General features: G+C 72.3%; 11 protein-coding genes. 9 read left to right on the top strand and 2 right to left on the bottom strand.

What is annotated here, in order from left to right; all coding sequences use genetic code 11:
* Window positions 1-606 (bottom strand): hypothetical protein (locus tag E2C05_RS11985; RefSeq protein ID WP_133219869.1); only part of this gene is annotated, 606 nt, incomplete at its 3' end.
* A gap of 517 nt (window positions 607-1,123) precedes the next feature.
* On the bottom strand, window positions 1,124-1,924 hold the full coding sequence (locus E2C05_RS11980; protein ID WP_133219868.1) for a class I SAM-dependent methyltransferase: 801 nt from the start codon (window positions 1,922-1,924) through the stop codon (window positions 1,124-1,126).
* A 53-nt stretch (window positions 1,925-1,977) separates the two neighbouring features.
* Between E2C05_RS11980 and mutM the strand changes: the two genes are divergently transcribed.
* From mutM to E2C05_RS11935, 9 genes are all read left to right on the top strand, one after another.
* The gene (mutM, locus tag E2C05_RS11975) at window positions 1,978-2,823 is read left to right on the top strand and encodes a bifunctional DNA-formamidopyrimidine glycosylase/DNA-(apurinic or apyrimidinic site) lyase (RefSeq protein WP_133219867.1); all 846 of its coding nucleotides are present in this window, start codon (window positions 1,978-1,980) and stop codon (window positions 2,821-2,823) included.
* A 136-nt stretch (window positions 2,824-2,959) separates the two neighbouring features.
* Window positions 2,960-3,739, top strand: coding sequence for an enoyl-CoA hydratase (locus E2C05_RS11970; protein ID WP_133219866.1), 780 nt, complete (start codon window positions 2,960-2,962; stop codon window positions 3,737-3,739).
* 144 nt (window positions 3,740-3,883) lie between these two features.
* Entirely contained in the window at window positions 3,884-4,162 is a 279-nt protein-coding gene (rpsT, locus tag E2C05_RS11965) for a 30S ribosomal protein S20 (protein WP_133219865.1), read from the top strand.
* Between the two features lie 380 nt (window positions 4,163-4,542).
* Entirely contained in the window at window positions 4,543-5,931 is a 1,389-nt protein-coding gene (gene dnaA, locus E2C05_RS11960) for a chromosomal replication initiator protein DnaA (protein WP_133219864.1), read from the top strand.
* A gap of 247 nt (window positions 5,932-6,178) precedes the next feature.
* Complete coding sequence (gene dnaN / locus E2C05_RS11955; protein WP_133219863.1) at window positions 6,179-7,306, top strand: DNA polymerase III subunit beta; 1,128 nt, start codon at window positions 6,179-6,181, stop codon at window positions 7,304-7,306.
* A 156-nt stretch (window positions 7,307-7,462) separates the two neighbouring features.
* Window positions 7,463-8,632, top strand: coding sequence for a M24 family metallopeptidase (locus E2C05_RS11950; protein WP_200305735.1), 1,170 nt, complete (start codon window positions 7,463-7,465; stop codon window positions 8,630-8,632).
* 243 nt (window positions 8,633-8,875) lie between these two features.
* Complete coding sequence (locus tag E2C05_RS11945; RefSeq protein WP_200305733.1) at window positions 8,876-11,167, top strand: molybdopterin guanine dinucleotide-containing S/N-oxide reductase; 2,292 nt, start codon at window positions 8,876-8,878, stop codon at window positions 11,165-11,167.
* A 168-nt stretch (window positions 11,168-11,335) separates the two neighbouring features.
* A complete protein-coding gene (locus E2C05_RS11940) occupies window positions 11,336-12,937 on the top strand; it encodes an ABC transporter substrate-binding protein (RefSeq protein ID WP_133219860.1) in 1,602 nt (533 codons plus the stop codon).
* The gene (locus E2C05_RS11935; protein ID WP_133219859.1) at window positions 12,937-14,253 is read left to right on the top strand and encodes an amidase; all 1,317 of its coding nucleotides are present in this window, start codon (window positions 12,937-12,939) and stop codon (window positions 14,251-14,253) included. The genes E2C05_RS11940 and E2C05_RS11935 overlap by 1 nt, the downstream gene beginning before the upstream one ends.
* The last annotated feature ends 58 nt before the right edge of the window (window positions 14,254-14,311 follow it).

Raw genomic sequence — 14,311 nt, 5'->3', positions numbered from 1 at the left:
CAGGCCAAGGCCGATGGGCAGCAGCGGCCAGCGCCCGACCGGCCGCGGCCGGAGCGGCAGCGGCGCCATGGTGCCGGGCCCGCCGCCCACCCGCTGCGCCGCGACCTCCCGGCTCAGCGCCGGCGGCGCGCTCTCCACCGCGGCGGCGCGGGCCTGGCGGCTGGGGGCCCGCTGCGCCAGGGCGCGGCGCACCACGCTGACCCAGCCATCGCCGCCGGGCAGGCTGATCGGCGGCAGGGCGGCGAAGGCCTCCCGCAGCAGGGCATCGGCGCGGATCAGGTCTTCCGGCTGGAATTGCAACTGCACCACCGGCAGGTGGCCGGGGAAGATGGCGGCGAAGCGGGCGGCCTCCAGCCGGGCGCGGAAGGCGGATTCGGCATGCGGGGTCTGGCCCGGCGCGATGTCGATCAGGGCGACGCCGATCTCCGGGTGCAGCAGGACATGCGGCATTTCCAGCACCTGGCTGGCGACCGGGCTGATGTTGCATCGCTGCAGCCCGATCCAGCCGGGCGAGGCGGCCTGCGGTGGGGTGGGCCCGGCCGTGTCCTGGGCCAGGCTGGGCTTGTCCAACTGGTAGAGCCTCTCGCGCTGCTCGATGATGGCCATTCCGCGTCCCCTTCGGTGCCCCCTGGGCACCCGCTCCGGCGCACCCCCGCGCGCCTGCCCCCCCTGGGCAAACTTCGTATACCTTATTCTCAGGCCCGCGCGCAGCATCGGCCTGCCATGATGCGCGTCCGGCCGCAGGCAACGCGCGCGCTGGCGCGGAAGCGCCCGGCCCGGCGGCGGGTTCCCGGCCGGGGCCTGGGCCGATACCCCGGCCGGCCCGGGCCGCGGCGCACGCCGAACCCGGGCGATGCGGGATCGTCCGGCCCGGGGCGCCGGTCCGGGCAGGCGGCGACCGCGGCGGGTGCCCCGCACGTCACCCTTGCGGGTGCGGGACCTGGCCGCGACGGCATTCACCGACGGCGGCGGGGCAGGGCGTCGGGACCGGGGCGCGTCCTGGAGGGCACCGGGGGAGGTCGCTGGGGCCCCTGCCGGGGAGATCAGGGAGGGACTGCGGCGCGGGACCGGGCGCCGCGAGGGTGCCGCGGCGGCCGGGCGGCCGGTGGCGGGGGCCCCGCCGCTACAGCCGCCAGCCGGTATGGATGGCGACGATCCCGCCGGTAAGGTTGCGGTGCTGCACCCGTTCCAGCCCGGCCTCCCGCATCATCCGCGCCAGCGTCCCCTGGTCGGGGAACATGCGGATGCTCTCGGCCAGGTACTGGTAGCTCTCGGCATCGCCGGCGACCCGCCGGCCGAGTTCCGGCAGCACCTTGAAGGACCAGGTGTCGTAGATCGGCGCGAGGGCGGCAACCTCCACCCGGCTGAACTCCAGGCAGTGGAAGCGCCCGCCGGGCCGCAGCACCCGCCGCACCTCCCGCAGCACCGCGTCCTTGTCGGTGCAGTTGCGCAGGCCGAAGGCCATCGAGACCTTCTCGACCGACCGGTCCGGCAGGGGCAGGCGCTCGGCATCGGCGCCGAGGAACATCAGGTTCGCCGCCAGCCCGCGCTCCAGGGCCCGTCCCTGCGCCACCTGCAGCATGGAGGGGTTGATGTCGGACAGGATGACGCGGCCCGCCCCGCGTTCCAGCGCCTTGAAGGCGATGTCGCCGGTGCCGCCGGCCAGGTCCAGCAGCGCTTCCCGCGGGGAGGCGGCGATGGCGGCGACGAAGGCCTGCTTCCAGGCCCGGTGCAGGCCGAGCGACATCAGGTCGTTCATCAGGTCGTAGCGCGGGGCCACGCTGTCGAAGACTTGGCGGACCAGGCCGGCCTTCTGCCCGCGCGGCACGGCGCGGTAGCCGAAGTCGATGGTCTCGGCGCCAGGGGACGGGGCGCCGGAAGGGGCGTCCGGGGAGGCGTCGTGCGGGGTGTTGCGTTCGCTCATCTCCCGCCACCATAGCGCGGGCCAGCACGGCGGGGGAGGAGGCGGCGCGACCTATGCCGGAATTGCCGGAAGTGGAGACGGTGATGCGCGGCCTGCGCCGCGTGCTGGACGGCCGGATGATCCGCGCCGCCAGCGTGGCGCGGCCGGACCTGCGCTGGCCCTTCCCGCCGGGGCTGGCGCTGCGGCTGACCGGCGCGCGGGTGGCCGGCTTCCGCCGCCGCGGGAAATACATGCTGATGCGGCTGTCGGGCGGCGACAGCGTGCTGATCCATCTCGGCATGTCCGGCCGCATGGTCGCGCGCCGGGCGGAGGACCGGCCGAACGCGCCCGTCGCGCATGAGCACCTGGCGATCGAGACCGAGGAGGGCGTGCGCGTCGGCTTCGTCGATCCGCGCCGCTTCGGCAGCGTCGACCTGGTGCCGACCGCGGCCGAGGATGCGCATCGCCTGCTGGCCGGCCTGGGGCCGGAGCCGCTGGAGGACAGTTTTACCTCCGAAGTGCTGACCGCGGCGCTGGCGGGCAAGCACACGCCGATCAAGGCGGCGCTGCTCGACCAGAAGGTCGTCGCCGGGCTCGGCAACATCTATGTCTCGGAGGCGCTGTTCCGCGCCGGCATCTCGCCGAAGCGCCTGGCGGCAAGCGTCGCCGGCGCGCGCGCGCTGCGGCTGGTGCCGGCGATCAAGGCGGTGCTGGAGGAGAGCATCGAGGCCGGCGGCTCCTCGCTGCGCGACTACGTGCAGGCGGATGGCGGCATCGGCTTCTTCCAGGAACGCTTCAAGGTCTATGACCGGGAAGGCCAGCCCTGCGACCGCTGCCCGGGCGTGCCGCCCTGCGCCGGCATCCGCCGCATCGTGCAGGCGGGCCGCGCCACCTTCCATTGCCCGCGGACGCAGCGCTGATAGGATGCGGCGCCCGGCGCGGATGGTGCGCCCGATGCATGCGCCATCCACCCCGGGCCATTGGTTGCGGAACGGCTTCGCGCGCCCGGGCGTCCACGCCCGCCCGCGATCCGCTCCAGGCGAGGGGAGGCATTGAATGCCCGGCTACGAGATGATCCTGACGGAGGTGCAGGGGCGCGTGGCGGTCATCCGCCTCAACCGCCCGAAGGCGCTGAACGCGCTCTGCGACCAGCTGATGGACGAGCTCGGCCAGGCGCTGCGCGGCTTCGACGCCGACCCGGCCATCGCCGCCATCGTCCTCACCGGCAACGAGAAGGCCTTCGCCGCCGGCGCCGACATCAAGGAGATGCAGGCGCGCAGCTACCCGGCCGTCTACCTGGACGATTTCATCGGCAAGCGGTGGGAAGCGGTGACCTTCGTGCAGAAGCCGGTCATCGCCGCCGTCGCCGGCTATGCGCTGGGCGGCGGCTGCGAGCTGGCGATGATGTGCGACATCATCCTGGCCGGGGACAATGCCCGGTTCGGCCAGCCGGAGATCAACCTGGGCGTCATCCCCGGCGCCGGCGGCACGCAGCGGCTGACGCGCGCCATCGGCAAGGCCAAGGCGATGGAGATGGTGCTGACCGGCCGGATGATGGATGCGGCGGAGGCGGAGCGCGCCAACCTCGTCGCCCGCGTGGTCCCTGCCGCCGAGGTGGTGGCGGAGGCGGTGAAGCTCGGCGAGCGGATCGGCGAGCTGTCGGCGCCGGCAGTGGCGATCGCCAAGGAAGCGGTGAACCGCGCCTATGAGACGACGCTGGCGGAGGGCGTGAAATTCGAGCGTCGGGTGTTCCAGTCGCTCTTCGCCACGGCCGACCAGAAGGAAGGCATGGCGGCTTTCGCCGAGAAGCGGAAGCCGGCCTTCCGCAATGCTTAAGCGGTCGTTGCGCCGCGGCCTGCGGGCCGCGCCGCTTCGCTTGACGGCGGATCGGGCCCGCCTGTAGAAGCCCCGTTCCCGCGCGCCCCGGATCTCGGGTCCTGGGGCGCCCCTCCCACTCCGTATCGAGTTGAATCCTGTCCCATGGCGAACACGGCATCCGCCCGCAAGCGTATCCGTCAGACCGAGAAGCGCACCCTGCGCAACCGTGCGCGGAAGTCCCGGGTGCGTGGCTTCCTCCGCAAGGTGGAGCAGGCGATCGCCGGCGGCGACCACAGCCAGGCGCAGGATGCGCTGAAGGCCGCGCAGCCTGAGCTGCAGCGGGCGGCGACCAAGGGCGTGTTCCACCCGAACATGGTGGCGCGGAAGCTGTCGCGCCTGTCCGCCCGGATCAAGTCGCTGGGCGCCAGCGCCCAGGCCTGATCCGCGCCGGCGTCGCGCCGGCCAGACAACGCCCTGCCGCATGAAGCACAGGCAATGTCTGTTCGGCGCCATTTTGCGCCTATCCTGAATCGTTGCTTGGGCATCATTGGCCTCGTTTCGGGCGGTGATCCCGCCCACATGCCCGGCACTCGGTTTCGTTAAGTTACTATTTGCGCCGATTCGGCAGGCGCGGTAGCATCCTCGGACCTGGACGGGTGGCGCGGGATCTCCCCCGGACCTGCGCCCCGGTCCGGGCAGGTGCCTTGCGGCGGGGCTCTGTTCCGCCCGGGCACCGCGCAGGTGGTGGCCGCGCGGCGCAGGCAGGCCGGCGTTTGGATCAGAAGGAGGCCGGCGGATTGCCCCCCGAAACATCCGGACAGATGGTCGCCTGCTGGGCCCGTATCCGCGCCCGTCTCCGTGACGAGGTGGGGGAGGTCGAGTACCGCACCTGGCTGCGCCAGATGACCCTGCACGGGATCGAAGGCGGCGAGGCGGTGATCCTGCTGCCGACGCGCTTCCTGCGGGACTGGGTGAACAGCCATTACGGCGACCGGCTGCGCGCGCTGTGGCAGGCGGAGGATGCGGCGGTGCGCCGCGTGGAGATCCGCGTCGCCGCGGCCGCCGAGCCCGCCATGGCGGATGGCCCGGCACCGGCGGTGCGGGCCGAGCCCGCCGGCTTGGCCGAGAGCCTGGCGCCGCGCCCGATGCCGCCCGAGATCCGCGCGCCCGAGGCGCGGTCCGACTGGGTGGCGCCGCTGGAGCCGCGCTTCACCTTCGACACCTTCGTCGTCGGCAAGCCGAACGAGTTCGCGCATGCCTGCGCCCGCCGGGTCGCCGAGCGGCCGAACTCCCCGGGCTTCAACCCGCTGTTCATGTATGGCGGCGTCGGGCTGGGCAAGACCCACCTGATGCACGCCATCGCCTGGGCGATCCGGGAAGGCGATACCGCCCGCACCGTCGCCTACATGTCCGCCGAGAAGTTCATGTACCGCTTCATCGCGGCGCTGCGCAGCCAGTCGACAATGGAGTTCAAGGAGACGCTGCGCTCGGTCGACGTGCTGATGATCGACGACCTGCAATTCCTCATCGGCAAGGACAACACGCAGGAGGAATTCTTCCACACCTTCAATGCGCTGGTAGACCAGGGCAAGCAGATCGTCGTCTCCTCGGACAAGCCGCCGTCGGACCTCGCGGGGATCGAGGACCGGCTGCGCACGCGCCTCGGCTGCGGCATGGTCGCCGACCTGCACGCCACCACCTACGAGCTGCGGCTGTCGATCCTGCAGGCCAAGGCGGCGGCGGCGCAGGTGCTGGTGCCGCCCAAGGTGATGGAGCTGCTGGCCACCAAGATCACCAGCAACGTCCGCGAGCTGGAAGGCGCGCTGAACCGGCTGGTGGCGCATGCCAACCTGTTCGGCCGGCCGATCACCGTGGACAGCGCGCATGAGGTGCTGCACGACGTCCTGCGGGCGCATGAGAAGCGGGTCTCGATCGAGGAGATCCAGCGCAAGGTCGCCGAGCACTACAACCTGCGCCTCACCGACATGGTCTCCGCCCGGCGGGCGCGGAACGTGGCGCGGCCGCGGCAGGTGGCGATGTACCTGGCCAAGCAGCTGACGCAGCGCAGCCTGCCGGAGATCGGCCGGCGCTTCGGCAATCGCGACCACACCACGGTCATGCATGCCGTCTCCCGCGTCTCCGAGCTCATCATCCAGGACGCCGCCTTTGCCGAGGATGTGGCGTTGCTGCGGAAGATGCTGGAGACCTGAGGCCCGGCGCCCGACGGGGCGGGGGCAAGGCCGCGGCGGCCCGGGCCGGCTTCCTGGCTGGCCTCCGGCCGGCCCGGGCGCCAGCCGCGGCGCCGCAACATTCCCGGCCGGAAGGGGGCGTGCCGCCCTTGGTCGGCGGCTGCGGAAACCCTACCTTAACCGGCCGAATCGGGATGGCTAGACTGCCGGCCCGGCCCGCGCCGCGGGCTTCGGGGACTGGACGGATCGTCGGGGGAGCCTGGGTGGCATGAAGTTCACGGTTGAACGGGCGATCCTGCTGAAGGCCCTGGCGCATGTCCAGAGCGTGGTCGAACGCCGCAACACCATCCCCATCCTGGCCAACGTGCTGATCGCGGTGAAGGATGGCGCCCTGAAGCTGACCGCGACCGACATGGAGATCGCGGTGGTGGAGGAGGTGCCGGGCGTGCAGGTGACGCGCGAGGGACGCACCACCGCCCCGGCCGCGACCCTGTACGAGATCGTCCGCAAGCTGCCCGAAGGGGCGACGGTGGAGCTGGACCATGCCGGCGGCGATGCCGCGCTCAAGCTCCGCGCCGGGCGCTTCAACACCGACCTGTCGGTGCTGCCGGTGGAGGATTTCCCCTCCATGACCGAGGGCAAGCTGCCGCATGGCTTCGCCCTGCCGGCCGGCCAGCTGCGGGACCTGGTGGACCGCACGCGCTTCGCCATCAGCACGGAGGAGACGCGCTACTACCTCAACGGCATCTACCTGCACGCCGCCGAGACCGACGGCACCAAGGTGCTGCGCGCGGTGGCGACCGACGGCCATCGCCTGGCGCGGGTGGAGGAGCCGCTGCCGGACGGCGCCGACCGCATGCCCGGCGTCATCATCCCGCGCAAGACGGTGAACGAGCTGCGCAAGCTGGCCGAGGAGACGCAGGACGAGATCGCGATCCGCCTGTCCGACACCAAGATCCGCTTCGACATCGGCACCGTGCAGCTGACCAGCAAGCTGATCGACGGCACCTTCCCCGAATACGAGCGGGTGATCCCGCGCGGCAACGACAAGATCCTGCGGGTGGCGAAGAAGGAGTTCGCCGAGGCGGTGGCGCGTGTCGCCGCCATCAGCAGCGAGCGGTCGCGGCCGGTGAAGCTCTCGATCGACCGCAACCACCTGCTGCTCTCGGCCAGCAGCGCCGAGCAGGGGCAGGCGCAGGAGGAGCTGGACGGGGAGGTGGTGCGCTACGAGCACTCGCCGCTCGAGATCGGCTTCCAGGCCCGCTACCTGAACGACATCACCGACCAGATCGACGCCGAGGTGGAGTTCCGCTTCGCCGATGGCAGCGCGCCGACCGTGGTGACGGATTCCGCGAAGCCGGAAGCGCTGTACGTCCTCATGCCGATGCGGGTCTGATGCCGCGGCCGTGGCGTCGCGTCCCGGCCGGACGCCGCGCCGCTGCCGCTTGCCGGTGACGGCCGGCATCGATGCGCCCGCCCCGCGGCGCGAAGCCTGCGGACGCGGCGGGAAAATCGGCGCTATGCTGCCTCCCAACCCATGGGAGGAACTAGGATGTCAGCGCCCCCCTTCGATGCCGCCCTGCTCGACCGCCTGATGGAGCAGGCGGGCATGGATGTCCTGCTCGCCACCTCCAAGCCGGCGGTGCAGTACCTGCTCGGCGGCTACCGCTTCCATTTCTTCGAGCATGCCGACGCCATCGGGCAGAGCCGCTACCTTCCGGTGCTGGCCTATGCCCGCGGCCAGGCCGACCGCGCCGGCTATATCGGCCACCGGATGGAGAAGGGGCAGCAGGCGGTGGAACCGCTCTGGGTGCCGGAGGTGCGGAACCTCTCGGGCACCTCCACCGATGCCATGCGGCATGCGGTGGACTACCTGCGCGCGCTCGGCATCGCCTCCCCCCGCATCGGGATCGAGCGCGCCTTCCTGCCGGCCGATGCGCTGCAGGTGCTGCAGGACGCCTACCCGAACAGCGCGTTGCCGGATGCGCTGCCGGTGCTGGAACGGCTGCGCGCGGTGAAGACCGAGGCGGAGATCGGCATGCTCCGCCACGCCTCGGACAGCGTCATCGACGCCATGCTGGCGGTGATGCAAGGGCATGGGCCGGGCACCACCAAGCGCGACCTGGTGGAGGCGCTGAAGCGGGAGGAGGCGATGCGCGGCCTCGGCTTCGACTATTGCCTCATCACCGCCGGCACCAGCCTGAACCGCGCCCCGTCGGAGGAGCGCTGGGAGGCGGGCGGCATCCTCTCGCTCGACAGCGGCGGCCACTACCAGGGCTATATCGGCGATGTCTGCCGCATGGCCATCCAGGGCGAACCGGATAGCGAGCTGCAGGACCTGCTGGCCGAGATCGACGGCATCCAGCAGGCGGCCTTCCGCGCGGTGCGCGCCGGCGCCCCCGGCGGCGCGGTCTATGCCGCCGCCGAGGCCGCGCTGCGCGACGCGCCGAACCGGGAGAGGCTGGACTTCCTCGCGCATGGCATGGGCCTGGTGAGCCATGAGGTGCCGCACCTGACCGCGACCGGCCCCATCCCCTATGGTGCCGAGGATGCCGACCGACCGCTGCAGGCCAACATGGTCCTGTCCATCGAGACGACGCTGCCGCACCCGAAGCGCGGCTTCATCAAGCTGGAGGACACGGTGGTGGTGCGGCCCGATGGCTACGAGATCCTGGGCGACCGCGGCCGCGGCTGGAACCGCGGCGGAACGGCGCCGCGCTAGAGCGGCTCGCGCGTTCTTCCGAACGCGCGAGCCTGTCCTGTTGCTTGCAGCGCGGAATCTCGCGCCCGGGCGTTCACGCCCTCCCGCGATCCGCTCCAGCGTCTGGCGCGGCGCCCGCGCCGCCGCCGGCGGGCGCTCCCGCCGCGCCGCCTCGTTGCCGGCGCGCAGCGACGCCGGTGGGGCGTTCACGCCGGCCCCTGACCTGCACTAGGCTGGCCGGCAAGGACGATGGGGGATCGTGGCATGCCGGGACCGGACGGGGCGGGCGATTTCCGCCCGCATTCCTCGCATTGGGGCGTCTTCGAGGGCGCCTGGCGGGATGGCGCCTTGCAGGTTCGGCCGCATCCGGCCGACCCAGACCCGAACCGCATCCTGCAGAATTTCCCCGCCGCGCTGCGCCACCGCGCCCGCATCGCCCAGCCCATGGTCCGCCGCGGCTGGCTGGAGGACGGGCCGGGCGCCGATGCGCGCCGCGGCCGCGACGAGTTCGTCCCCGTCTCCTGGGACCGCGCGCTCGGCCTGCTGGCCGAGGAACTGGCGCGCACGCCGCCGGAGCGGATCTTCGGCGGGTCCTATGGCTGGTCCTCCGCCGGGCGCTTCCACCATGCGCAGAGCCAGGTGCACCGTTTCCTCAACATGGCGCTCGGCGGCTATGTCCGCAGCGTCAATTCCTATTCCGCCGGCGCCTCCAACGTCATCCTGCCGCATGTCGTCGGCCCGATGGAGGCGATGAGCCGCCGCAACGTCACCTGGGACGCGGTGGCGGAGCACAGCGAGATCGTCCTCGCCTTCGGCGGCATGGCGCTGAAGAACAGCATGGTCGCCGGCGGCGGCGTGTCCCGCCATATCGAGCGCGGCTGCATGCGCGCGGCGGCCGAGCGCGGCTGCGAATTCCTGCTGGTCGGTCCGCTGCGCGACGACTGCCCGGCGGAGGCGCGGGCGGAATGGCTGCCCATCATCCCCAATACCGACACGGCGCTGATGCTGGCGCTGATGCATGGGATCGTCGCGGCCGGGAAGCACGACCGCGGCTTCCTCGATCGCTGCACGACGGGCTGGCCGGCGTTTGAGGATTACTTGCTGGGCCGCAGGGACGGCCAGCCGAAGGACGCGGCCTGGGCCGCGCCCCTCTGCGGCATCCCCGCCGAACGCATCGCGGCGCTGGCCGCGCGCCTGCCGGGGAAGCGCGTGCTGGTCACCGTCGCGCACAGCCTGCAGCGCGCCGAATTCGGCGAGCAGCCGGTCTGGGCCGGGCTGGCGCTGGCCTGCGTGCTGGGGCAGGTCGGGCTGCCCGGCGGCGGCTACCATTATGCGCTGGGCGCGCTGGGGCATACCGGCCGGCGCAGCAACCTGGTCTCCACCGCCGCCTTGCCGCAGGGACGCAACCGTGTCGGCGCCTTCATCCCGGTGGCGCGCATCAGCGACATGCTGCTGAACCCGGGCGCCGAGTACGACTACAACGGCCAGCGCCTGGCCTACCCCGAAGTGGACCTGGTCTACTGGGCCGGCGGCAATCCCTTCCATCACCACCAGGACCTCAACCGGCTGCGCGATGCCTTCCGCCGCGTCCGCACCCTGGTGGTGCACGAGCAGGCCTGGACCGCCACCGCGCGCCATGCCGACATCGTGCTGCCGGTGACGCTGACGCTGGAGCGGGAGGATATCGGCAGCAGCCAGACCGACCCGCTGATGGTCGCCATGCACAAACTCGCAGAACCCTTCGCCGAGGCGCGCGACGACTACGCCATCTTCACGGACCTGGCGGCGCGGTTGGGGAAGGAAGACGCTTTCACCGAAGGCCGCGGCGCGCGGGACTGGCTGCGCAACCTCTATGACCGCACGGCGCTGGACCTGCGCGACAAGGGCTTCGACGCGCCCGATTTCGACGCCTTCTGGCAGGCCGGCTATCTGGAACTGCCGCAGGCGCCGGACGATGGCGGCATGCTGCGCGCCTTCCGCGAGGACCCCGAGGGTGCGCCGCTGCCGACGCCGAGCGGGCGGATCGAGATCTTCTCCGCCACCATCGCCGGCTTCGGCTATGCCGATTGCCCCGGCCATCCCGCCTGGATCGCGCCGCGGGACGTGCCCGAGGATGCGGCGCCGCTGCGCCTGGTGGCGAACCAGCCGGCGACGCGGCTGCACAGCCAGCTCGATTTCGGCGGCCACAGCCAGGACAGCAAGCGGCGGGGGCGGGAGGTGGCGTGGCTGCACCCGGCGGATGCCGCCGCGCGCGGCATCGCGGATGGCGACGTCATCCGGCTGTTCAATGCCCGCGGCGCCTGCCTGGCCGCCGCCGAGCTTTCCGACGGCGTCATGCCCGGCGTGGTGAACCTGCCGACCGGCGCCTGGTACGACCCGGAGGATGCGGCGGAGGACAAGCCGCTCTGCGTCCATGGCAACCCGAATGTGCTGACGCGCGACGTCGGCACCTCGCGCCTCGCCCAGGGCTGCACCGGGCAGCTGACCACGGTGCAGGTGGAGCGCTTCACGGGCAACCTGCCGCCCATCCGCGCCTTCGACCCGCCGGGAGCGTGACGCGGCCCTGACGCCATGGCGCGCGGGCATGCTGCCTGCGCCCCAGGCGGTCGCGGCCTGCTTCGGCGCTTGATCACGCCCCCTTGCGCCCTGGCCATGCTGCGGCGCAGGATGCCGGCCCGGGACGCACCAGCACCGCACGGCAGCACCGAAAACCGGGGGCTGACCATGCTGCGACGGACATTCTCCGCGGGTCTCGCGGCCACGCCGATGCTGGGCGCGCTGCCGCGCGCGGGCCAGGCGGCCGAGAAGGTGCTGCGCGTCGCGATGACCGCGGCCGACATTCCCACCACCACCGGCCAGCCCAACCAGGGCGCCGAGGGCATCCGCTTCGCCGGCATCACCGCCTATGATGCGCTGACCGCCTGGGACCTGTCGCGCGGCGACGTCAAGGCAAGGCTGCGGCCCGGCCTGGCGGAGACCTGGCAGGCCGACCCCGCCGACCGCACCCGCTGGACCTTCCGGCTGCGGCAGGGCGTCGCCTTCCACGATGGCTCGGAATTCACCGCCGAGGCGGTGGTCTGGAACCTCGACAAGGTGATGAACAAGGCGGCGCCGCAATTCGACGCGGCGCAGGCGGCGCAGGCCGCCAGCTTCGTCGCGCCCATCGCATCCTACCGCGCGCTGGATGCCGGCACGCTGGAGATCGTGACGAAGGAGCCGAACGCCAACCTGCCCTACAAGCTGGTCTCGGTCTTCATCTCCTCCCCCGCCCGCTGGCGGGAGGTGGGCGGCAACTGGGACCGCTTCGCGCTGAACCCCTCCGGCACCGGGCCCTGGCGCATCGACAAGGTGGCGCCGCGCGAGCGGATCGAGTTCGTCCGCAACGGCCGCTACTGGGACAGCGCCCGCATCCCGCGCTGCGACCGGCTGGTGGTGGTGCCGATGCCGGATGCGCTGACCCGCGCCGCCGCGCTGATGGCCGGCCAGGTGGACTGGGTGGAGGCGCCGTCCCCCGACATCATCCCGCGCCTGCGCCAGGCCGGCATGCAGATCGTGGCGAACCGCTATCCGCATGTCTGGCCCTATCTGCTGTCCTGCCTGCCGGACAGCCCGTTCCGGGATGTCCGGGTGCGGCAGGCGATCAACCTTGGCATGGACCGCGAGGGCCTGGTGGCGCTGCTGGGCGGCACCGCCATGGCCGCGACCGGCATGGTGGCGCCGAACGATCCCTGGTTCGGCAAGCCGCAACTCGCGCTGCGGCACGACCCGCGGGAGGCGCGGCGCCTGCTGCAGGCCGCCGGCTATGGCCCGCGCAACCCCTGCAACGCGACGGTGCTGATCTCCACCAGCGGGTCCGGCCAGATGCAGCCGCTGCCGATGAACGAGGCGATCAAGCAGGGCCTGTCCGAGATCGGCATCAACCTGCGCTTCGAGGTGCTGGAATGGGAGACGCTGCGCGGCCGCCGCCGCAGCGGCGCCATGGCGCCGGAGAACCGCGGGATGCATGGGCTGAACAACTCGCTCGGCTCGGCCGAGCCGTCCGCGCTGATCGACGCGGTCTGGTCGAAGCGCAACCCGCCCATCGGGCTCAACTGGGGCTGGTTCAGCGACCCGCGCATGGACGACCTGGCCGCCCGCGCCGAGGTGGAGTTCGACACCGAGAAGCAGGATTCGCTGCTGGCGGAACTGCATGCCGGCTTCGTGGACAACGCCCTCTGGGCCTTCATCGTGCATGACCTGAACCCGCGCGCGCTGGCGCCGCGGGTGAAGGGATTCGTGCAGGCGCAGAGCTGGTCGCAGGATCTCACCACCGTGGATATCGCCTGATGGAACCCTTCGCCCTTTCGGCCGCCGAGGCCGCCCGCCTGATCCGCGACCGCCAGCTTTCCGCCGAGGAACTGGTCCGGTCCTGCCTGTCCCGCATCGCCGCCCGCGACGCGGAGGTGAAGGCCTGGCTCTTCCTCGACCCCGACCTCGCCATCCGGCGGGCGCGGGAGCTGGACAAGCTGCCGCCCAAGGGCCCGCTGCACGGCATCCCCTTCGGCGTGAAGGACGTGATCGACACGGCGGACATGCCGACGACGCAGAATTCACCGATCTACCCGGATGCGATGATCGGCCGCGACGCCGCCTGCGTGGCCGTGGCGCGGCAGTCCGGCGCGCTGATCCTCGGCAAGACGGACACGGTGGAATTCGCCAGCGGCGGGCGGAAGGCGCTGACGCGCAACCCGTTCAACCTCAAGCACACGCCCGGCGGCTCCTCCTCCGGCTCCGGCGCCGCGGTCGGCGACTTCCAGGTGCCGCTCGCCTTCGGCACCCAGACCGCGGGCAGCCACATCCGCCCGGCCTCCTTCAACAACCTCTACGGCATGAAGCCGAGCTGGAGCCTGGCGAGCCGCGAGGGCTTACGCATGTCGGCCGCCTCGCTCGACACGGTCGGCTGGTTCGGCCGCTCGGTCGCGGACATGGCGCTGGTCGCGGAGGCCTTCCGCCTGCCGGGCCTGGATGCGCCCGCGGTCGGCGTGAAGGGCCTGCGCGTCGGGCTCTGCCGCAGCCCCGTCTGGGACCGGATCGAGCCGGCCGGTGCCGCCGCGCTGGAGGCCGCGGCGCGGCGCCTGGAAGCCGCGGGCGCGATCGTCGAGCCGCTGGAATTGCCCGCCGACTTCGCCGGCCTGCCGGCGGCGCGCGACCTGATCGGCCGGCACGAGGGCGCGGCGTCCTTCCTGCCGGAATACCTCGGCGCCCCCCACCTGCTGGCGGCCGACATCCGCGAACGCGTGGAAGCGCGCGCCGCGCAGGACCCGGCCGCGGTGCTGGCGGCCTACAACCTCGCCGATCGCTGCCGCCCGGTCTTCGACGCGCTGTTCGGCCCCAAGCTGGACGTGGTGCTGACGCCGGCCGCACCGGGCGAGGCGCCGGAAGGCCTGCACACCGTGGGGAACTGGATCTTCAACGTGATCTGGACCCTGCTGCACGTCCCCTGCATCGGCATCCCCGCCATCCGCGGGCCGCGCGGCCTGCCGGTGGGCGTGCAGATCGTCGGGCCGCGGCTGTCGGACGGGAAGCTGCTCGCCATCGCCGCGGCGGTCGCGCCGGTGATCGACAGCGAGCCGGATTGGGCACGGAAGGCACTGCTGGGCTGACGATTGAGGAGGGCTCTGCCCTCCTCAAACTCCACCCGCCAGGCCGGCACCCGGCCTG

The sequence above is a fragment of the Paracraurococcus ruber genome (genome assembly GCF_004353985.1).
Lineage (GTDB): Bacteria > Pseudomonadota > Alphaproteobacteria > Acetobacterales > Acetobacteraceae > Paracraurococcus > Paracraurococcus ruber.
Note: the sequence above shows the minus strand (reverse complement) of the source record. Positions and strands in the feature narration are given on the sequence as shown.

Bases quoted from the DNA above. Each gene is read 5' to 3' on its own strand.
- E2C05_RS11980 (WP_133219868.1), bottom strand. From the start codon at position 1,924: ATGAGCGAACGCAACACCCCGCACGACGCCTCCCCGGACGCCCCTTCC.
- mutM (WP_133219867.1), top strand. From the start codon at position 1,978: ATGCCGGAATTGCCGGAAGTGGAGACGGTGATGCGCGGCCTGCGCCGC.
- E2C05_RS11945 (WP_200305733.1), top strand. From the start codon at position 8,876: ATGCCGGGACCGGACGGGGCGGGCGATTTCCGCCCGCATTCCTCGCAT.
- rpsT (WP_133219865.1), top strand. From the start codon at position 3,884: ATGGCGAACACGGCATCCGCCCGCAAGCGTATCCGTCAGACCGAGAAG.
- E2C05_RS11950 (WP_200305735.1), top strand. From the start codon at position 7,463: ATGTCAGCGCCCCCCTTCGATGCCGCCCTGCTCGACCGCCTGATGGAG.
- E2C05_RS11935 (WP_133219859.1), top strand. From the start codon at position 12,937: ATGGAACCCTTCGCCCTTTCGGCCGCCGAGGCCGCCCGCCTGATCCGC.
- dnaA (WP_133219864.1), top strand. From the start codon at position 4,543: ATGGTCGCCTGCTGGGCCCGTATCCGCGCCCGTCTCCGTGACGAGGTG.
- E2C05_RS11940 (WP_133219860.1), top strand. From the start codon at position 11,336: ATGCTGCGACGGACATTCTCCGCGGGTCTCGCGGCCACGCCGATGCTG.
- E2C05_RS11970 (WP_133219866.1), top strand. From the start codon at position 2,960: ATGCCCGGCTACGAGATGATCCTGACGGAGGTGCAGGGGCGCGTGGCG.
- dnaN (WP_133219863.1), top strand. From the start codon at position 6,179: ATGAAGTTCACGGTTGAACGGGCGATCCTGCTGAAGGCCCTGGCGCAT.